The sequence below is a fragment of the Candidatus Planktophila versatilis genome (assembly GCF_002288105.1).
GTDB classification, from domain to species: domain Bacteria; phylum Actinomycetota; class Actinomycetes; order Nanopelagicales; family Nanopelagicaceae; genus Planktophila; species Planktophila versatilis.
In genome coordinates this window covers 75,715-96,539 of the sequence record NZ_CP016774.1, presented here as the reverse complement: position 1 = coordinate 96,539, position 20,825 = coordinate 75,715, and the positions used below count along the sequence as shown (strand labels likewise).

19 protein-coding genes are annotated in these 20,825 nt (G+C 48.8%); 9 read left to right on the top strand and 10 right to left on the bottom strand.

The annotated features are described in order from the left end of the window. The first annotated feature begins 79 nt into the window (after positions 1-79). Together A1sIA79_RS00470 and A1sIA79_RS00465 are read left to right on the top strand one after the other, a co-directional pair. Positions 80-1,306, top strand: coding sequence for a saccharopine dehydrogenase family protein (locus tag A1sIA79_RS00470; protein WP_095674298.1), 1,227 nt, complete (start codon positions 80-82; stop codon positions 1,304-1,306). After that, positions 1,307-2,071, top strand: a complete 765-nt coding sequence (locus A1sIA79_RS00465) for an SDR family NAD(P)-dependent oxidoreductase (protein ID WP_095674297.1) — start codon at positions 1,307-1,309, stop codon at positions 2,069-2,071. Here the strand turns inward: A1sIA79_RS00465 and A1sIA79_RS06915 are convergent, their stop codons facing one another. After that, positions 2,072-4,231, bottom strand: a complete 2,160-nt coding sequence (locus tag A1sIA79_RS06915) for a DEAD/DEAH box helicase (RefSeq protein WP_190277063.1) — start codon at positions 4,229-4,231, stop codon at positions 2,072-2,074. Between the two features lie 274 nt (positions 4,232-4,505). Between A1sIA79_RS06915 and A1sIA79_RS00455 the strand changes: the two genes are divergently transcribed. Next, a complete protein-coding gene (locus tag A1sIA79_RS00455; protein ID WP_095674296.1) occupies positions 4,506-5,111 on the top strand; it encodes a hypothetical protein in 606 nt (201 codons plus the stop codon). Between the two features lie 95 nt (positions 5,112-5,206). Continuing rightward, positions 5,207-6,547, top strand: a complete 1,341-nt coding sequence (locus A1sIA79_RS00450) for a GGDEF domain-containing protein (protein ID WP_150122966.1) — start codon at positions 5,207-5,209, stop codon at positions 6,545-6,547. Here A1sIA79_RS00450 and A1sIA79_RS00445 read toward each other — a convergent pair whose 3' ends face one another. From A1sIA79_RS00445 to A1sIA79_RS00430, 4 genes are all read right to left on the bottom strand, one after another. Then, positions 6,548-7,732, bottom strand: coding sequence for a YeeE/YedE family protein (locus A1sIA79_RS00445; protein WP_223298356.1), 1,185 nt, complete (start codon positions 7,730-7,732; stop codon positions 6,548-6,550). A gap of 56 nt (positions 7,733-7,788) precedes the next feature. Then, positions 7,789-8,739, bottom strand: coding sequence for a sulfurtransferase (locus A1sIA79_RS00440; protein WP_095674293.1), 951 nt, complete (start codon positions 8,737-8,739; stop codon positions 7,789-7,791). Positions 8,740-8,962: 223 nt separating this feature from the next. Further along, on the bottom strand, positions 8,963-10,318 hold the full coding sequence (locus tag A1sIA79_RS00435) for a cryptochrome/photolyase family protein (RefSeq protein ID WP_095674292.1): 1,356 nt from the start codon (positions 10,316-10,318) through the stop codon (positions 8,963-8,965). A gap of 11 nt (positions 10,319-10,329) precedes the next feature. Next, entirely contained in the window at positions 10,330-11,445 is a 1,116-nt protein-coding gene (locus tag A1sIA79_RS00430; protein WP_095674291.1) for a citrate synthase 2, read from the bottom strand. 126 nt (positions 11,446-11,571) lie between these two features. Between A1sIA79_RS00430 and pdxH the strand changes: the two genes are divergently transcribed. The 4 genes from pdxH (at position 11,572) to A1sIA79_RS00410 (ending at position 14,812) form a co-directional block, all read left to right on the top strand. Further along, positions 11,572-12,243: a pyridoxamine 5'-phosphate oxidase gene (gene pdxH / locus A1sIA79_RS00425; RefSeq protein WP_223298355.1), complete on the top strand. Its 672-nt coding sequence runs from the start codon at positions 11,572-11,574 to the stop codon at positions 12,241-12,243. A gap of 9 nt (positions 12,244-12,252) precedes the next feature. Next, positions 12,253-13,374 carry a phosphoserine transaminase gene (gene serC / locus A1sIA79_RS00420; protein ID WP_095674290.1) on the top strand — a complete coding sequence of 374 codons (1,122 nt, stop codon included), beginning with the start codon at positions 12,253-12,255 and terminating at the stop codon, positions 13,372-13,374. A gap of 3 nt (positions 13,375-13,377) precedes the next feature. Beyond that, a complete protein-coding gene (locus A1sIA79_RS00415; protein WP_095674289.1) occupies positions 13,378-14,541 on the top strand; it encodes an MFS transporter in 1,164 nt (387 codons plus the stop codon). Between the two features lie 82 nt (positions 14,542-14,623). After that, complete coding sequence (locus A1sIA79_RS00410) at positions 14,624-14,812, top strand: DUF2530 domain-containing protein (protein WP_095674288.1); 189 nt, start codon at positions 14,624-14,626, stop codon at positions 14,810-14,812. Here the strand turns inward: A1sIA79_RS00410 and A1sIA79_RS00405 are convergent. From A1sIA79_RS00405 to A1sIA79_RS00385, 5 genes are all read right to left on the bottom strand, one after another. Next, positions 14,809-15,192 carry a cold-shock protein gene (locus A1sIA79_RS00405; protein WP_095674287.1) on the bottom strand — a complete coding sequence of 128 codons (384 nt, stop codon included), beginning with the start codon at positions 15,190-15,192 and terminating at the stop codon, positions 14,809-14,811. The two genes, A1sIA79_RS00410 and A1sIA79_RS00405, sit on opposite strands and share 4 nt — an antisense overlap. A gap of 115 nt (positions 15,193-15,307) precedes the next feature. After that, complete coding sequence (locus A1sIA79_RS00400; RefSeq protein ID WP_150122965.1) at positions 15,308-15,970, bottom strand: DUF3027 domain-containing protein; 663 nt, start codon at positions 15,968-15,970, stop codon at positions 15,308-15,310. Positions 15,971-16,051: 81 nt separating this feature from the next. Next, a complete protein-coding gene (gene groL, locus A1sIA79_RS00395; RefSeq protein WP_095674286.1) occupies positions 16,052-17,674 on the bottom strand; it encodes a chaperonin GroEL in 1,623 nt (540 codons plus the stop codon). Positions 17,675-17,786: 112 nt separating this feature from the next. Further along, the gene (locus A1sIA79_RS00390; protein WP_095674285.1) at positions 17,787-18,053 is read right to left on the bottom strand and encodes a DUF3263 domain-containing protein; all 267 of its coding nucleotides are present in this window, start codon (positions 18,051-18,053) and stop codon (positions 17,787-17,789) included. 21 nt (positions 18,054-18,074) lie between these two features. Next, positions 18,075-19,562 carry an SDR family oxidoreductase gene (locus A1sIA79_RS00385; protein WP_095674284.1) on the bottom strand — a complete coding sequence of 496 codons (1,488 nt, stop codon included), beginning with the start codon at positions 19,560-19,562 and terminating at the stop codon, positions 18,075-18,077. 23 nt (positions 19,563-19,585) lie between these two features. Between A1sIA79_RS00385 and A1sIA79_RS00380 the strand changes: the two genes are divergently transcribed. Then, positions 19,586-20,818: an NAD(P)/FAD-dependent oxidoreductase gene (locus tag A1sIA79_RS00380; protein ID WP_095674283.1), complete on the top strand. Its 1,233-nt coding sequence runs from the start codon at positions 19,586-19,588 to the stop codon at positions 20,816-20,818. The last annotated feature ends 7 nt before the right edge of the window (positions 20,819-20,825 follow it).

Below are 20,825 nucleotides of genomic sequence, written 5' to 3'. Positions count from 1 at the left end.
GGCAAAGGTTATCGGTAGAGATAACCTTCCCTGAACACGCTTATAGGAAGTGTGTTCTAAGAAATATGAGAGGCCACCCATGAAAGCGCTCCTTATCGGCGCAGGCGGAGTTGGCAGTGCAATTGCAAATATCGCAGCACGTAGACCTTTTATTACATCAATGGTTATTGCAGATTACGCACTCGCGCGAGCCGAGGCAGCTGTATCAAAAGCGAATGATTCCAGGTTTTCGGCGCAAGAAGTCGATGCCTCTGATGTGAATAACATCCGTGCCCTCATTCGCAAGGTGTCTCCCGATATTGTGATTAACGCGGTAGACCCACGATTTGTTATGCCAATCTTTCTTGCATGTGAAGAAGAAGGTGTGCACTACATGGATATGGCGATGTCACTATCAATTGCTCATCCCACTGACCCAACTAATAAACCTGGAATCAAATTAGGTGATGAACAATTTGCCCGTCAAAAGGTGTGGAAAGAAAAAGGAATCTATGCCGTTGTTGGTATGGGGATCGAACCAGGTATGAGCGATGTCTTTGCCCGCTATGCCCAAGATGAACTCTTCTCCCGTATTGATTACCTAGCGGTGATGGATGGTTCGAACCTGACAGTCGATGGATATGACTTCGCGCCATCCTTTTCTATCTGGACCACAATTGAGGAGTGCCTTAATCCACCACTGATTTATGAAGAAGGTCGTGGTTGGTATACAACTGAGCCATTTAGTGAAATCGAAACATTTGATTTTCCAGATGGCATTGGACCGGTTGAATGTGTAAACGTGGAGCATGAGGAAGTTGTACTCATCCCCCAGAAAGTAAAAGCCAAGCAAGTGCGCTTTAAGTACGGCCTCGGAGCACAATTCATCGAGACTCTCAAAACCATTCATACCCTTGGCCTTGATAGGAAAGAGAAGGTGAAGGTGGGAAGCGTAGAAGTCTCACCACGCGACCTACTGGCTGCACTCTTGCCTGATCCAGCAACTATCGGTGATCTCATGCATGGCAAAACATGTGCTGGAACGCTAGTAAAAGGTTTGGGTAAGGATGGATTACCGAAGGCTGTCTATATTTATAACGTGGTAGACAACAAGTGGTCCATGAAAAACTATGGCAACCAAGCAGTTGTCTGGCAGACTGCGATTAATCCCATGATCGCACTTGAACTCATTTCAACCGGGCAGTGGAAGCCGGAAGGAATTTCTGGCCCAGAATGGTTTGTCGCACAACCCTTCCTTGATTTGATTAAGGAGTACGGATCTTCCTGGCATATTCGCGATGAAGATGCGCAAGGAATAGTTATTTAAATGGCGCAATGGGCTTTAGTAACTGGTGCAACTGCCGGAATAGGTGAAAGTTTCACTCGCTTACTGGCATCCAAGGGTTACAACATCGCACTTGTTGCTCGCGATGAAGCCCGACTACACGAACGTGCTGCTGGGCTGCGTGAAAAATATGGAATCCAAACATTTGTACTGCCGGCAGATTTAGCTACCAAAAGTGGCGTGAAATCTGTTGAGAAATACATTCAGAGCTATGAAATAGAAGTGCTAATTAACAATGCAGGCTTTGGTATCAATAAGGCTTTTACGGTAAGTAGTTTGGGCGATGAACAAGATTTACTCAATGTGTTGGTGCGCGCTCCCATGCGTTTGATGCATGTGATCTTGCCCGGGATGAAAGAACGTAAATCTGGCACGATTATCAATGTTTCATCCGTTGCCGGCTTTATTGCGGGTGGAACATATAGCGCTGCTAAGTCATATCTAACGGTGCTCTCTGAATCATTGAATACAGAGCTAAAAGGCACTGGCGTTATTGTCTCTGCCCTCTGCCCAGGCTTTACTCGCACCGAATTTCATCAGCGTGGACGAATGAAGATGAAAGGGTTGCCAAGCTTTATGTGGCTTAACGCCGATAAATTAGTGGCGCAATCTTGGAAAGATGCGCAAGCACATCAGCCTGTCAGTGTTCCTGGATGGCAATACAAGTTACTTGTGGCAATAGTTTCTATTGCGCCAAGAAGTTTTGTACGCCAAATCGGGATGAATGTACGGAAGAAACAGCGCTAGTTAGCGACTGCGACGGCTATTGCCACCGCGATATCCACCACTGCTACCACCACGACGATTGCCGCCACCAGAACGTGATCCACTTTGTGGGCTCTTACGCTCCATTACTGGTGGAATATAAGGAACACCTGTTGGCTCTTGTGCTCCTGTAAGGACCATGAGCTTTTCATCAAGTGGGCGAACATCGTGGAACTTCGGTGTCACACCTGCGCGTGTCAGAAGTCCTGATACTGCTCGTGAATTCTTTGATGATGAAAGGGTTACGACAGTTCCTGATTCACCAGCGCGAGCTGTGCGACCAGAACGGTGCAAGTAATCCTTGTGATCTTGTGGAAGATCAACGTGAACTACCAGTGAAATTCCATCAACGTGAATACCGCGTGCTGCAACATCTGTTGCAACGAGAGCTGAATTCTCTTGCTCCTTAAAGAGGGCAAGGGTGCGAGTACGCACTGCCTGTGACTTTCCACCGTGCAATGCGCCAACTGGAACACCTGCGTTAGCAAGCTTGTCCGCTAAACGATCTGCGCCGCGTTGTGTCTTTACGAAGAGAATTGTCTTTCCGTTACGCGCCGCAATCTGGGATGTGATGTCATCTTTATCGCCAGGGTGCATCTGTAGAACATGGTGTTCCATAGTTGATACTGAAGCACGATCATTTTGCAATGAGTGTGTCTTTGGATTCTTTAAGTACTGCTTCACAAGTGAATCCACGCCGCGATCTAGTGTTGCTGAGAAGAGCAGACGCTGTCCACCAAGATGTGCTTGATCAAGAATTTCCTTCACAACTGGGAGGAATCCCATATCTGCCATTTGATCTGCTTCATCAAGAACTGTGATCTGAAGTTGATCGAGCTGAACTTCATTCTTATTGAGCAAGTCAATCAGGCGACCTGGTGTTGCCACCAAGATTGCGGTTGCTTTACGCATGGCAGTGATCTGCTTTGCATATGGCATTCCGCCAGCGATAACAACTGATTCGTGGCCAACTGCGCGTGCAAGCGGACGAAGTACTTCATCAATTTGCTGCGCGAGCTCGCGAGTAGGGGTCAAGATCAATGCCAGTGGCTTATGTGGACGAGCAACCTTGTCGCTGATATTTGTCAGCAGTGCAAGGCTAAAAGCTAGAGTTTTTCCAGAACCAGTTTGTCCGCGACCCAAGATGTCATGGCCAGCGAGCGCATCTGGAAGTGTTGCAATCTGGATAGGGAAAGGATGCATGATTCCTTGGGCGCTAAGGGCGTTTGAGAGCGCTGGTGCGATTCCTAGGTCACGGAAAGTAGTTGTTACTTCAGAAAGTGGCGTTGCCTCAACTAAGTTGGCATCAGCTAAATTTACTGAAATGTAATTATCATCTGCGCCGAAATCGGTTGCCACATTTGAATGAGTCTTTGACGCACGACGATCATCGCGGGCATAGGCTGGTGAATCATTGCGACGATCACGAGCTGGACGCTGTGAAGTTTCGGTATCGCGAGCTGGTGCTGCACTTCGTGCTGAAGCACTGCGGGTTGCTGCACCACGTGGCGCACTTGGATTAAATTTTTCGCGCTTTTGCGGGATAAAGTTTGGACGACCATCATCTGAACGTGCAATCTTTGCCTTCACTGCCTCGCGACGATTTGTTGGACGGGTATCTGATTGCGCTGGACGCTCTGGGCGATCTGGGCGAAATGGTCGTGATGCGCGCTCTGCACGATCTTCCACAAACTTTGCCGCACGTGAGACTGGCTTTGCTGGACGCGATGTAGATTCGGTGCGCTTTGGAGCAGATCCCTTAAATGCTTTTGCTGGCTTTGAGAATGTGCGCTCTTCGCGACTCTGTTTTGGATTACCTTTTGGTGCACCTTCAATATTTTTTGACTTAGATGCTGTGCGCTCCTGAAAACGTTGTGCGCGGAGCTTTGAACGATCAGCTAAACGAACGTCCTTCTTAGTGACAACTTCGCGATCTGAATAACGTTCAGTAGTTGCCTTCTTGGCAATAGTTGACTTGGCAACTATTGGCTTTGATTCCGCGCTGCGCTTGGCAGTTCCGCGAGCAGCAGGCTTAGCAGCTACGGTCTTACGCGCAGCCTTCTGAGCAGTTGTGTGGCGGGGTTTGCCTTTTGCGGCGCGACGAGCTTTGCCGGGGGCAGGGGTACGTGTTTGTAGAGACATGAAAATAGATACCAATCGAGACGACAAGCGCGTCTCGGTTAGATCGGCCAGCTAGCTGAACTAGGGCCATCAGGGTCTTGATAAGACTCGCAAGTAAGTGGCCATCTGGCGCACTTTGGGGGAAGTACATCGATGCAGGGTGCGTCGATGGGTTAATCATACACGCAATTTGAGATTCAAAATTCACACGATTTTCTATGCTTGAAAGAGCGCCTTTACACGGGAATTTAACTCAGTCTCGCTACCATTGCCGCATACCCGACGGAGGAACACGATGTCCCGCAAATTAGCAGCCACATTACTTTCAACTGTAGTTATCGCTGGTGGACTTTTCGCAGCGCCCGCATCTGCTGCCAAGATCAGCAACGGCACTGCTTGCTCAAAGCTCAATGCGACAACTTCTGTCTCAGGTTATAAGTACAAGTGTGCCAAGAATTCGATGGTCAAGAATTCAAAGCTCACCTGGTTATCCGTTGAGTGCGTAACCGCAATTACTCAATTCCAGGCCGCTGTGAAGGCTCAAAAGGGCGTAGGTGATATTTCTGCACAGACTGCTGAACTTGATGCTGAACTTGAGAAAGCGGTCGCAGCTCTTGCAAATGTGACTACAGCATATGAAAGTGCACGTGCCCAGGTGACAAAGTCACAGGCATCTATGAACGCCTCCACTAATGCATCTGAAAAACTGGCACTTTCTGGCGCGCTATCAAAACTTGCAAATGCTGTGCTTATTCTCAGCAGCTCCAAGTCAAAGCTTTCGGCACAGGTGAAAGATCTCGAGTCAAAGAAAGCTCTCTTACTCAGCGCTCCAGCTGCATTTAAAGATAGCGTCTCTGATGCACAATCATCAGCCGGCTTGCTCTGCAAAAAGGGTTACTAAGCCAATAGCTCACCTGCTGTAACGATTCCCCTATTCATAAGGGGGTAGCACCCCTGTTTAATTCTTAGGTGTATCGCGCCATCAGGTTTCTTCCGGTGGCACTCCTACTGCTTCATCTCTTTCTTAAACTCTTTATTCACAGCAACTCACTAGCCCTCGATCTCATTGCTTATAACGCAATCTGGATCTTTGCGATTGCGGCAATTACCCAAGCACCCTTAAGCAATGACCCGGTCGCAGTTGCCACGACATCACTTGCCATTGGTTTCTGGGGTGTTGGCTCACTCCTTAATAGCTACGCCGATTTCTACCCGCTTTCCAACACCTCACAATTTCTAGCTCAGCTCAGTTACCTCTTTTTTTATCCACTCTTACTCGTTGCAATTCCTCGCACTCTCTCGCGCGGGCGCCGTTTAAATCCCATTGAAGTGCTCGATTCAGTGATCTTTGGGCTCGGTATTTCCGCAATAGCCACAGCGCTCTTTCTCTCGAAAGTGTTTCCAGAATCTATCTCTGACGTGCAAGATCAATTCTTCTCACTGTTATTTCCGGTATCGGATTTATTACTCCTTACACTGGCCGCAATAGCGGTAATCACTCATCGACTACAGAAGCGTGCGCTCTTGCTCTTTCTTGGAATTCTTATCTTTAGCGCATCAGATCTGTTCTACCTGTGGCTCTCCGTCAATAACAATTACACCTTCGGTCAGATTTCCGATGATGGCTGGCTGATAGGAATTGTCATCATTGCTAGCTCCTTTTGGTATGCACAGAGCGCAACTACATCTGAGGTGACAATCCACCCGGTCTTTATTGCACTCTCAATCTTCATTAGCCCCACCCTGCTCGCGTTGATGGCGCTACGTCCCGGAATCTTCTCTATCTATATTCTCATTCCAACTATCGCCACCCTCTTTCTAGCCTTTATCCGAATGACAATAGTGATTAGACAAGCACGAAATCTTGGCGAAGAGAAGGTGTTAGCGCGCACCGATGAGCTAACGGGACTTCCTAATCGTCGTCGCTTAGTGGCAGAACTTGCCACATATTCAGAGACCGAAGGTGCGCTCTTACTCCTTGACCTCAATGCATTTAAACCAGTCAATGATCAATACGGCCACGAGGTGGGTGATCTGATTTTGCAACAAGTGGCGCAACGCTTTAGTCGATCGCTGCCAACGGGGGCGGTCCTTGCCAGACTCGGTGGTGATGAGTTTGGTGTCTTGATTAATGGCAGCTACGAAAGAACTTTAGAGGCCGCATTTGCCCTGCAAGCTACTTTAAGTTATCCATTTATTATTCGTGGCCACAGCATCACTATTGGCGTCAGTATTGGCCACGCTCACAATGATGGCGAAAACAGCCTTCTTGAACGCGCTGATGCTGCAATGTATGAAGCTAAGCGAACCGGTGCCGGAGTTATCCAGGCTCGGTAATTAGAGCGTGTGAAGTTTGCACTTAATTCCGACCCAACTGCCAAGAAATACAAAGGCGAAGAAGACCCAACCAGAAAGGGCAAATGCTTGTGTGCCAGAAAGGAGAACACCAATGGTGCACCCGAGTGAAATCATTGAGCCCCAACCTAAGAGAACTCCACCGAGTAATGCTGTTGCGCCATTTCGCACGGTAGGAAGTGCTGGCTTAAAGCGATTGCCAGCAAAAGCCGCTGCAAAAGATGAAGCCACGATGCCGAGGATGAGCCAACCATTATTTGTGATGGTTTCAGAAACGACAGCAATACATCCAGCCATCCGATCAAGGCCAACCAGAGTCTCATCACCAATTTTATTTTCAGTCATAAATGTTCTTGCCTGCGTGCTTATTTGACGTGTAACACCTAGCGGTTCAACACGTAAGTAGGCGATAGTTCCAACAACTCCCACAAGCAGCCCAGTTGTGATTGGGCTCCAGCGATCAGTAATGGCACGCTTTAGTGATGCCGCAATAGAAATCTGTCCGGCATAGACCACGCGCAGTGGATCTGAATTCTTGCCTTTTCTGATGACAAAGTGAGCGAGTGCAATCAGAGCTATGAAGGTAATGATGAGCGAACCTGAATATCCAAAGTAATGCGGCAGCCAAATAGTGGGCGCATCTGCGATTGCATTTAGATAAAGCCAATTCCAAGAAAGAAATGCAAGCACAAAACCGATGAGTGTTCCGATTAGCGCCGGAATGGCGCGAATATAACCCTGCCCTAAACGATAAAGATGGCCACTAATGCAGGCACCAGAAAGTGCCATACCAATGCCGAATGCAAAGGCAGAAAGCACGAGCACCCAACTCACTGGCCCAATATGGGCAACCGGTGGCAGGCGCTCAGTAGTTGTATCTGGCAGAAATTGTCCGAAAATTATTGCGTAACCGATAGATCCGGTAGCAATTGCAATAAGAATTGATAGAAATGGCGTGGTGTTCTTATCTTCAATTCCATCACGGAAAATGCAGAAGAAGCAGAATCGACCACGTTCAAGCAATAGTCCAAGGCTGGCGCCAATCAGAAGTGAGATTGGCGCAGTGGATGAGTTCTCCGATGAAGAGAGAGTGAAGGCAGTTCCCAATAGCGCAGCGATTACTCCAAGTGAGATTGCTGTTCGAATCTTTTCAGTGCGAGTCCACACAGGAAGAAGAGCCCCGAGGCTATCGGGGCTCTTCTCTGACTGCTGTGAGGTGCTAATTACGCAGCTCCCCAAATTGTTCCGGAAGGATTATTAATTGGAACACCTACTGAGTTTCCGTACTCAGTCCATGATCCGTCGTAATTCTTGACCTTTTGGAATCCAAGAATTTCGCTGAGTACGAACCAGGTCAGTGATGAGCGCTCACCGATACGGCAATATGTGATGATCTGATCTGTGCCAGTTACACCTTTATCAGCATAGAGCTTCTTAAGTTCTGCAACTGTCTTAAAAGTTCCATCAGCATTTACATTTGAACCCCATGGGACGTTGATTGCACCTGGGATATGGCCCGCGCGTACTGCGAGTTCCTGGAAGCCAGGAGCAGCAAAGAGCTTGCCGCTGAACTCATCTGCGCCGCGGATATCAATCAGCGCTGCAATTTTTGTCTTCTTCGCTACCGGAAGAACATCTTTGGCTAAGCTTGCACGCAAGTTCTTATCAGCGTTATTTGCTACAAAGTTACCTGCCTTAAATGTTGGAACAGCGGTTGTGAGAGCACGACCATCTTTTTCCCACTTAACGCGTCCACCATCTAGCACGCGAACATCTTTTTGACCGTAGATATTGAAAATCCAGGCTCCCCATGCCGCAAACCAGTTGTTTTTATCACCGTATAGGACAACGGTTGTGTCATCGCTGATGCCAGCTTTTTGTGCAAGTGCGGTGAAGTTAGCTTGGCTAATGATGTCGCGATTTACTGTGTCAACGAGATCGGTGTGCCAGACAAACTTAATCGAGTTCTTGATGTGACCACGCTCGTAAATACCAGGCTCAGTGCTTACCTCGATGATACGAACATTTGGGTTATCAATGTTCTGTTCTAGCCAATCTGGTTGCGCTACTGCGCGAGCTTGATTCTTCGGACGTGCATCAGCTGGAATAACACCAGTTGATGTAAAGAGCGCTGCAACTGCTGCGGCAGCCAATACTTTTCTTGAAATTGACATTTTTTTCCTCTGTTTGTTGTTGGGTATGAAAATAGATTTGATAAAACTAGATAATGCAAAAGGAAGCTAAATCAGCAACTTGTTGTTGAAATGCGGCAGTAGTCAATAATGCGACGTTTAGTAAATAACATCGTGACTCCTTTGCCGAGTTGTGAATACTGGGAAAAGATAGTGAAAGAGGCTTGTGAAGTAAAATTGCGAATCATTTGCAAGTGCAATCAAACTACAACGGTTTTTCGGGCTTATCTGCCTTAATCTCTTTCAATCGCTCGAGTGACTCAATGCGTTCTACTGCATGATCGACAATGCGCTCTGGATAGTTATGTGAATATCCATCAAGGAATAGCCAAGGTTCATGAATTTCAGCCGCACTTAAATGCGCAAGTTCTGGCACATATTTGCGAATGTAATCACCGTTTTCATCAAAGCGCCGGCCTTGTTCTATTGGATTAAAGACGCGGTAATAAGGAGAGGCATCGGTGCCAGTACCAGCCGTCCATTGCCAACCATGTGCATTTGATGCAACATCGTAATCAACTAGGTGCTCGGCAAAGAAGCGCTCACCTAACTGCCACTCTAAATGCAGATCTTTAACAAGAAATGATGCCACCACCATGCGGGTGCGATTATGCATCCAACCTTCTTGCACTAATTGGCGCATGGCAGCATCGACAAATGGATAGCCAGTCTTTCCTTCACACCATGCTTTAAATTGCTTTCCTGGCTTGTCATAACGCATCTCTTTAAATTTCGGTGCGTAGTACTCGGTATCAGTATCTGGGTTATTACAGAGCACATCGGCATAGAACTCGCGCCAGGCAATCTCTTTGCGGAATGTGTCATGTGCTTTGCTCTCACCTAAATCTGCCAGCAAGGTGCGTGGGTGGATCTCACCAAATTTCAAATAGGTGCTCATCTTTGAGGTGCCATCAATGCCGGCAAAGTTGCGGTTCTCATCGTAGGAATCAAGACCTTTTTTAGAAAACTCTTTAAACCGCTTAAGCGCTGCTGCCTCCCCTGCTTCAATCACATGTACATCAGCTGGCATAACAAAATCTGGAAATGCTCGGTACTCAGCTGGTGGAGTGGGAGCCTTAATGTTTTTTGGTGTTGCAGCAGGTGAGCGATAGCCATGTGTGCACCATGCGCGATAGAAAGGTGTGTAGACCTTGTACGGTGTGTCATCACTTGGTTTACGAACCCGACCTGGCGCAACTGCATATGGGGAGCCGGTACGAACTAGTGGAATTCCCGCAGCTTCAACACGTGCATCACGCGCTGCACCGTAGCGTTCATACTCAGCCGAAATATGAACTTCTTTGACGTCATAACGTGCAATCAACTCCTTCAAGACTTCAACTTGATCGCCTTCAATGATGTGCAAGGTATTGCCCAGTGATTGATCAAGTGCGCGCAGAGATTGCCCCATATAGGCAAGTAGTTTTTCCCCGGCTTCAGCAATCTGTGCCTTATCTAAAATAAAGAGCGGCACAATTTCATCACTGTTTTCCATCGCCGCTAGCAGCGCCGGATGATCACCAATGCGAAGGTCGCGGCGAAACCAGATGATGTTTCGCATAGTGCCTGAAATTACTTGTGAAGCTGCTCGACAGTTGCATCCCAGCCCTTAACATCTTCCGGCTTACGAGGAGCCTTACCGACGTAACGAGCTGATGGACGAATCAAACGACCAGTGCGCTTTTGCTCAAGAATGTGGGCAGACCAACCTGCAGTGCGGGCTGCGGTAAACATTGAGGTAAAGAGCGGTGAAGGAATTTCTGCGAAATCAAGAATGATTGCCGCCCAGAACTCAACGTTTGTTTCAAGTACGCGATCTGGTTGACGCTCATGGAGTTCTTTTAGCGCAGCCTTTTCAAGTGCTTCGGCAACGGCATAGCGTGGTGCGTTGAGTTCTTTTGCAGTGCGGCGAAGTGTGCGAGCGCGTGGATCTTCGGCGCGATACACACGGTGACCAAATCCCATCAGGCGCTCTTTGCGATCAAGTAATCCCTTTACATATGCTTCGGCGTTTCCAGTCTTCTCAACTTCTTCAATCATGTGCAGCACACGAGATGGCGCGCCACCATGAAGTGGACCTGACATCGCACCAATTGCACCCGATAGTGCCGCGCACACATCGGCGCCAGTTGATGCAATAACACGACCAGTAAATGTGGAAGCGTTCATACCGTGCTCGGCAGCTGATACAAAGTAAGCATCGATGGCACGCACGTGTGCTGGATCGGGCTCTCCGCGCCAGCGAATCATCATGCGCTCTACGACGGTATGTGCCTTATCAATTTCTGCTTCAGGTACTGGCTTGGCAATTACTCCGCGGGCAGCTTGGGCCAGGTATGAAAGAACCATGACTGATGTGCGAGCAAGGTTGCTACGTGCTTCTTCATCTGAAATATCAAGTAGTGGCTTAAAGCCCCAAGCTGGTGCCAGCATTGCAATCGCAGATTGAATATCTACCCGCACATCACCAGAGTGAACTGGAAGTGGGAATGGTTCGGCATTTGGTAGTCCTGGATTAAATTCATCATCAACGAGTAGTCCCCAGACATTTCCAAAGGAAACGCGTCCTACGAGGTCTTCGATATCAACGCCGCGGTAGCGAAGGGCGCTACCTTCTTTATCTGGCTCTGCAATTTCAGATTCGAATGCAATTACGCCTTCCAGGCCTGGCTTGAAATCATCTGACACTTTGAGCTCCTTCAAAATCGGCTTTTTACTCTTTGATTCGGAGCCAATTCTGCACCTAACGCGGGGGTGCTGACCACCACACCGGGCGGGGGTGCACACATGCCAAAAGTGAGGTTCGATACATCCATGAGCCAGATGGAACGCGATGCAATCCGAGCCATGCGCCGCTCTTATGGCGAGGTCGGACTCGAGTCCTTGCCGGCTGATCCCTTTGCCGCATTTGGTAGCTGGCTCACTGAAGCTGCAGCAAATGACTTTATCGTCGAAGCCAATGCAATGGTCTTATCTACTTTAGGTAGTGATGCGCAAGGCCACGACGCCATCACCACGCGCACAGTGTTACTTAAAGATGTATCAGATGGTGGCTTTACCTTCTTTACCAACTACTCATCTCGCAAAGCACAAGCGATTGAATTACACGAACAAGTCACTCTGCTTTTCCCTTGGTATGCCATGGAGCGGCAGGTTTCAATCAGCGGATTTGCCGCAAAGATTTCGCGCGAAGAATCTGAAGATTACTTTGCAACTCGTCCGTGGGGTTCTCAGATTGGCGCCTGGGCATCGGCACAATCTGCACCCTTAGCTTCCCGCGAAGAGTTAGAGCAACGCTATGCCGGTGCTGCGCAGAAATGGCCGGAAGGGATATCCGTTCCATGTCCGCCGCAATGGGGTGGCTATCGCGTTACGCCAATCAGCATCGAATTCTGGCAAGGACGCTACTCCCGCTTACATGATCGCCTGCGCTATGAGCGGGCTAACACCAGTTCAGATTGGGAAGTAGGTCGTTACTACCCTTAGTCTTTGCCCATGAGCGCAGAGATAGTTATTCCGGAAAACCTCAAACCACGTGATGGACGTTTTGGTTGTGGTCCATCAAAGATTCGACCAGAAGCACTCGCAGCACTTACCGCACCCGGTGCGAATTACATTCTTGGAACATCTCACCGCCAAAAGCCAGTAAAGAACGTTGTCAAAAGTGTGCGCGAAGGTCTCTCATCTCTCTTCTCACTACCTGAGGGCTATGAAGTCATTCTTGGTAACGGTGGATCCACTGCATTTTGGGATATCGCAACCCTTGGACTTATCGAAAATCGTTCCCAGCACTTAGTTTTCGGTGAATTCTCATCAAAGTTTGCCAGCGCTGCAAAAGAAGCACCATTTCTGGGTGAGCCAACTGTTATTAAATCTGAGCCCGGCTCACATCCAGAAGCTGTTGCCGAAGCCGGTATCGATGTCTATGCCTTGACACATAATGAAACTTCAACTGGTGTTTCGATGCCAATCAAGCGCCCAGCTGGAACAGATGGCGCATTGGTTCTAGTCGATGCAACTTCTGCCGCCGGCGGCCTTGATGTGAACGCTAAGGAATTTGATACCTACTACTTTGCACCACAAAAATCTTTCGCATCAGATGGTGGTCTCTGGCTGGCACTCATGAGCCCGGCTGCAATCGCGCGTGCAGAAAAGATTAAGGCCGGCGGTCGTTGGATTCCAGCATTCTTTGATCTCACCATTGCTATTGAAAACTCACGACTTGATCAGACATATAACACGCCAGCACTTGTCACTTTGATGCTCCTTGATGAGCAATTGAAGTGGATGAATGCCAATGGTGGCCTGAAGTTTGCAGCAGGTCGCAGCGCTGATTCCGCATCACGTCTCTATGGCTGGGCGGAAAAGACCAGCTACACAACTCCTTTTGTTACTAACCCAGCCCAGCGTTCTAACGTTGTTGGCACCATTAACTTCGATGATGCCATTGATGCCACAGCCGTGGCTGCTGCCCTGCGCGCTAATGGAATTGTGGATACCGAGCCTTATCGCAAGCTTGGTAAGAATCAACTTCGCATAGGTATGTTCCCCGCTGTCGACCCAGCCGATATTGATGCACTCACAGCATCAATCGACTTTGTCGTCTCCAAGCTTTAGTTCATGGCCCATAAGGTAAAGCGCGACTCCTTTTTCTGGACGATCGCGCTACAAGGTGCGGCTGTCAATATCTTCCTAGGAGCATTCGGTCCATCACAACCGTTGCTCCGCGCAGACCAGGGAACATCGCTCACTATCGCTGGTCTTCATGGAACTGCAATGGGTGTTGCCTCAATCATGGCCGGTCTTTCTAATTCACACCTTGTGCATAGATTTGGTCGCTCTAGTACTGGGTGGATTGGTCTCATCATTTTCTCCATCGGCCTGATCGGATTTGTTGCAGCTCCCCCAGTTGAACTGACAATTCTGGCGGCACTTGTTGCCGGTTTTGGAGTCTCAGTTGTCATTAATAACTTTGTCACTTCACTGACGGGGCACTATGGCAAGCAATCAGCGGTGGCGCTCACGCAAGCAAATGCGATTGGTTCTATCGGTTATGTCATCGGCACGCTGACTGTGGGACTGGTCGCAGATAGTTTCCGAGATCAATGGCGCATCGGAATCCTGGCTGTCTTGCCATTTGTGCTCTATCTATTTTTCTTTCGCAGAATTAGAGATGAGCAGGCGCATGTGCCGCACGAAGATGGACCACAAGGCGGCAAACTTTCCGGCCACTTCTGGATCTCTTGGTTTGGTTTCTTTGCTTGCATTGCCAGCGAGTTCGCAATCTCTTTCTGGGCGGCAGCACTTATCCGTGACCGCACTGATGCCACACCTGCCATCGCAACTCTTGCTGTCGTGGCATTTGGTTCTGGAATGGCAATTGGGCGTTGGTATGGACCGATTCTGCTTAAACAATGGGAAATTGATGCACAACTGAAAATATTTATTGCCACACAGTTCTTTGGCTTTGCCGGCTTATGGTTTTCGCACAACCTAACAATCAGCTTCTTCTCGCTACTAGTTACTGGTCTTGGGGTATCAAGTCAGTTCACACTCTCATCCTTGCGACTGATTGGCCTCAGTGACGGTCGTCCAGATTTAGCAATGGGAAAGAACTCCCTGGCGGCCGGAAGTGCAATTGGTTTATCCCCATTCGTACTTGGAATTCTGGGTGATCACCTTGGTATCTCTCGTGCATATTTGATGGTGCCAGTGCTGATGATCATCGCCTATGCTGTTATTCAATTCATACCATCGCATGCGGAGCCAGCACATGAACTATAGAAGTCGCAGACTTATTACAGTCCTCACACTTATTGCACTAGTCGCTCTTATTTTTCTTGGTAACTAAGGTTAGGCTTTAACTATGGCAAGTAATATCAAGAATGTGGTCACTCTTATTGCAGTGGGAACCATTGCCTGGATTGGCGCCGGCGCTGTCGCAGTAGTTATTGATGCAGAATCCAAAATCATTTGGACATGTGTGGTGGGCGCCGGCTTAGGCGTTATGGGTATTCGTTACACAATACGTCGTAGTAGACGTAGCGGTATCTAAGCTTCTAGTTGGGAAGCGATACCGCGAAGAACACGACCAAGACGCTCTGCTTCAGCACCTGATGGATGGCGTCCTTGACGAAGACCATTTCCAACACGATCAAGAATCTTGATGGTGTCTTCAATCATTGCGGCAAGATCATCGCTATTAACGCGTGAATTTTCAGCCAAAGAAACTGGTGCATCAATGATGTGCACAGACATTGCTTGTGGCCCCTTGCGAGAATCAATCACGCTGAACTCAAGCTTTGTTCCAGGCTTAACAGTTGCAACGCCTTCTGGGAGTGCTGATCCAGCTAGATAGACATCTTCGCCTTCATCGGATGCAATAAATCCAAAGCCTTTTTCAAGGGAAAACCATTTAACTTTTCCGGTAGGCATTGCACTTACTCCTTAAATTCTTACGGTACTCGTTTAGTAGCCGGGGGATTCGGACAGGGGGCTAATTTATCGTATTTGCGATGGGGCGTGCTACCGGGTTTTAGGCGTAAAAGTTTTACAGAGTTGCCTCTGAATGAGCCCCACACCCATGATCAACTGAGACCACGCGGGCATCATCAGGTGCGATTGCATTGGCACAGACGCCAAATGCTGAACGAAGTGATCCAGCGATAGGTAAGAAAAATCCGCAGGAGGCGCATGGCTTAGGAGCACCTTGTGCAAGTGGCGTATTAGGTCCGCGATCACCTGAATACCAACGCTTGCTTGCTTGATCGCGACCTTCGATGGAAAGAACACGAGGACGCGCTAAGCCTAAATCAAATACTTGTGTTGCATCAAGGTCTTCATCTTGCACAAGTGCGTTCACACCAGGAACAAGTCGAGTATCTTCCAAAACACTTGGAACAATAACGCCCGGTTCAATATCTTCGGGCAAAATGCGATCCATATAAGGAATGTGATCAGGTGCAATCAGTGAATCTGGGCCAGGCAAAATAACGACATCACAAATAGTTGGTTCAGCATCTTTATCTACTTTGGCAAGTGTGATGCACCAACGCCATCCGACATAGCCGGCAATGACGGCGTCAAAAAGATATGTCGCTACGCGATTATCGTCATCGTATTCAACAGAGACGAAGTCGCCAACCTGAGTCGCAAATTCGGCATCTGCCAAAGCGGCATCGCGTGCTACGGATTCTGCGTTAAATGACTTCATCTGCTAATCGTAAAGCAGAAGGCCCCCGAGAGGTTAATCTCGAGGGCCGCCCTTAAATCTTTGCCTGATTTAGCTAAGGATTTAGAAGTCCATATCCCCGCCGCCTTGTGGCGCAGGGTTTGCTCCCTTTGGCTCAGGCTTATCGGTGATTACTGCCTCTGTTGTAATAAAGAGTGCGGCAATGGATGCAGCATTTTGAAGAGCAGAACGTGTGACCTTAGCTGGATCGATGATGCCAGCCTTAATCATGTCTACGTACTCTCCAGTTGCAGCGTTAAGTCCGAAGCCAGCGTCTAAGTTGCGAACCTTCTCAACTACAACTCCGCCTTCAAGACCAGCATTGATTGCGATTTGCTTCAGTGGAGCTTCGATTGAAACTTCAACAATCTTGGCACCTGTTGCTTCATCGCCTTCTAGCTTGAGCTTCTTAAATGCTGCTGTTGCTGCCTGAAGGAGTGCAACGCCACCACCGGCGACGATTCCTTCTTCAACTGCAGCCTTTGCGTTGCGCACAGCATCTTCAATGCGGTGCTTACGCTCTTTAAGTTCAACTTCAGTTGCAGCTCCAGCTTTGATGACAGCAACGCCGCCCGCAAGCTTGGCAAGACGCTCTTGCAGCTTCTCTTTGTCATAATCTGAATCTGACTTTTCGATCTCGGTGCGAATCTGGGCAACGCGTCCCTTGATCTGTGCGTCATCTCCGCCGCCTTCAACGATTGTGGTCTCTTCCTTTGAGATAACAACCTTGCGCGCGCGACCAAGAAGTTCTAGACCTGCAGTTTCTAACTTCAGGCCAACTTCCTCTGAAATAACGGTAGCTCCGGTGAGGATGGCAATGTCTTGCAGCATCGCCTTGCGACGATCTCCAAAGCCTGGCGCCTTAACCGCAGCTGAACGAAATGTTCCCTTAATCTTGTTCACAACGAGGGTCGCAAGTGCTTCACCTTCAATATCTTCAGCGATGATCGCAAGTGGCTTACCTGATTGCATTACCTTTTCAAGTACAGGAACGAGATCTTTAATATTTGAAATCTTTGAGTTCACGATGAGCACATAGGCATCTTCTAGAACTGCTTCCATGCGGTCTGTGTCGGTGACGAAGTATGGTGAAACATAACCCTTGTCAAAGCGCATACCTTCAGTAAGTTCTAGTTCAAGACCAAATGTGTTTGATTCTTCAACCGTGATGACGCCTTCTTTGCCGACCTTATCCATCGCCTCTGCGATCATTTCACCGATAGTGGCATCCGCGGCCGAAATAGATGCAGTTGCTGCAATCTGTTCCTTGGAATCAACGCTCTTTGCCATGGAACCAAGTTCGCTCACGATGGCATCTACTGCCTTTTCGATTCCACGCTTAAGTGCCATTGGGTTTGATCCAGCGGCAACGTTGCGAAGTCCTTCGCGCACAAGTGCTTGAGCTAGAACTGTTGCAGTAGTTGTTCCATCGCCTGCGACATCATCTGTCTTCTTAGCAACTTCCTTAACTAGCTCTGCGCCAATTTTCTCCCATGGATCATCGAGATCGATCTCTTTTGCAATCGAGACACCATCGTTGGTAATTGTTGGTGCGCCCCACTTCTTTTCAAGTACGACGTTGCGACCGCGGGGTCCAAGGGTTACCTTGACTGCGTCAGCAAGTACATTCATTCCGCGCTCTAATCCGCGGCGGGCTTCTTCATTAAAGGCAATCTGCTTTGCCATAGTTTTTAGCTCCTAATAGATCGGGTGAATCCGGCCGAATTATCACTCTCGGCCTATGAGTGCTAACGCCAAATCTAGAGGTTCTTATTCCAGGCTGCAAAACGAGAGAGGGTTAGCGGGCGGTGCGAGCGCTCATGCGGGCTTCACGCAGGCGGCGAAGGCGCTTGACCAGCATGGGAGCCGCCTCAAGGGCATCGGCTCGATCAATGAGGTCATTGAGCAGTTGGTAGTAACGAGGGGCAGATAGGTCAAAGAGCTCTTTAATCGCGCTCTCTTTCGCCCCCGCAAAGCGCCACCAATCACGTTCGAATTCAAGAATGCGTCGTTCGAGGTCGGTCAATGTGGAACCGGCAGTCTCGGAGTTTTCTAACGCAGACATGTACCTAATCTTACGACGGAGTTAGCGTGAAGTGTGGGATTTACGAGCAGCTTTAACAATATTGCGACACATCGTTGGAAAGATAAAGAAATGAAAGGGTGAAACGAGATACCAATAAATCTGGCCACCTAATCCACGTGGTGCAAAGAGGGCATCTTGGGTAAGGACAGTCTTGCCATCAATTTCTTCTAAATGAAATTCCAGCCATGCTTTTCCAGGCAGAATCATCTCGGCATAGAGTCGCAAGTGTTTTTCTGGCGTAAGTCCTTCTACTCGCCAAAAATCTAAACTATCGCCAACACGGAGATGGTTCGGATCACGCCGTCCACGACGTAGTCCAACACCTCCCACCATGCGATCGACTAATCCGCGCAAATACCAGAGCCAACCGGAACCAAACCAACCGTGTTCCCCGCCGATTCCTTCGATCTGCTCCCAAATATATTTAGCGGGAACATCGGTAGTAATTTCGCGATGATCTTTCAGTGTGAGTTCCCCTGCCCAATCGGGATCACTCTGTGCTTTCTGCCAGGGCGCTGTGGGAAAAGCGGCATCTGACCAGCGAGTGGAGACTGAGTTCTCTTCCGTGCGAGTAAGAGCTAACTGAATTGCTTGCGAAACAGTGAGCAGACCTTCTGCAGGGGATGGAATCAAATCGTTGATGCTCTTGCGCGGATCTGCCACAACTTCACTAATCAGTGATTCCACTAGTGGACGCGCAAGTGATGTTGGCACAGGTGTCACAAAACCGATCCACAAACTGGAAAGCTTGGGAGTAAGCACCGGCACTTGAATAATGATGCGCTTTCGTAGTCCAGATAACTTGGAAAATTCCTGCATCATCGCCGCATATGACATTACTTCTGGGCCACCAATATCGCAGATGCGATTAACTGGTTGCTTTAAATTTGCCACGCTACGTAAGTAGTAAAGAACATCGCGGATAGCAATCGGTTGGGTGCGATTAGAAACCCACTTGGGGGTGGTCATAATCGGCAAGCGGTGTGTGAGATGGCGCAGCATCTCAAAAGAGGCCGAACCGGAACCGATAATAATTCCAGCGCGAAGTTCGAGCACTGGTACCGATGTGGATGCCAACTCAATGCCGGTATTCATACGTGATAGCAAGTGGCGGCTGCGGTTTTCATCGTTGGCAATTCCACCCAAGTAGACAATTTGCTTTACACCGGCAGCTTCTGCCCGATCGGCAAAGGTGCGTGCCATCTGCGCTTCCACTGATTCAAAATCTGTCGCCACGTTAATGGAATGCAAGAGGTAGTAGGCGGTGTGCACACCTTCCAAAGCGCGCGCTAGATCTTCACCATTTGTTGCAGTGCCTTCGCAAATTTCAACACCATCAGCCCAGGCATGTCCTTTAATCTTTTGGGCATCGCGAACAAAGACCCGCACTCGCTTCTTATCTTCCAGAAGTACTCGCACCAAACGACCACCTACATATCCAGATGCACCAGTAACGAGGTAGAGCCGGTCTTGATTCTGCGATTCCATAGGACGGAGCGTAGACTGCGCACATGAAGACTTCTACCCGACCGCGCGTAGTCATACTTGGCGCTGGTTTCGGCGGCCTTGGAGCAGCTCGCGCCTTGGCCGAAAAGGCAGATGTCACACTCGTTGATCGCCATAACTTTCAAACTTTTCTACCACTTCTCTATCAGGTATCAACTGCTGGCTTGGCCGCAGATCACGTAGTCCATCCAATTCGTGGCGCCCTTCGCGATACTGGGGTGAAGTTTCGAATGGGTTCACCTATCTCAGTTGATCATAAGAACAAGTCAGTAAAACTTGATTCCTCTGAGTCTCTTGATTTCGATCACCTGATCGTGGCCCTCGGTTCAGTCACTGCCGACTTCGGAGTTGCTGGGGTAACAGATCACGCACTTGGAATGAAGAGTGTGCATGAAGCGCTCACAATTCGCGCAGAAGTACTTCGCCGCTTTGAAGATCTTGCTCGTTTTGAAGATAACACCCGACTATCGATTGCAGTAGTTGGCGGCGGACCTACGGGTGTTGAAATGGCTGGCGCACTTGCCGAACTTAAGCGTGGGCCACTGAAAAATGACTTAGCCGCCGCAGCTGAACATATCGATGTTTATCTGATTGAAGCTGGCCCGCGCATCTTGCCGATGTTTAGCGAGAAGCTTTCGGCGCGCGCTGAATCTGATCTGCGCAAACTCGGCGTCATCGTGCGAACCAATACCGCTGTGCGGGAAGTGAAATCACGACAGATTATTCTTACTGAGGGTGCTCCGATTCCAGCAGAAGTAACTATCTGGGCCGCCGGTGTTAAGGGTGAACCCACCGCCAGCATTCTCAATCTTCCACTTGCCGGCACCCGTATTGATACCGATGAAAATCTAGAAGTGAAGAACTATCCAAATATTTGGGCAATCGGAGATATCAACGGCACACCCGGCGCCGATGGTCGTTTCTTGCCGATGGTCGCACCCGTTGCCTTGCAACAAGCAAAGTGGGTGGCAAAACAAATCTTGCGCAAAGAGTCAGGCAAAGCACTCTCACCATTTAAATACTTTGATAAAGGTGCCATGGCAACTATTGGCCGCCACAAGGCTGTTGTTGAATTCCGCGGGCTTAAATTAACAGGACCACTTGCCTGGTTTGCTTGGTTATTCCTCCACCTTTTCTATCTTGTTGGTGGGCGCAACAAAGTGGGCACTATCGTCGACTGGAGCTGGAACTACCTCACATTTGATCGCGGCAATCGCCACATCATGGATACGCTCTAACGCTCTT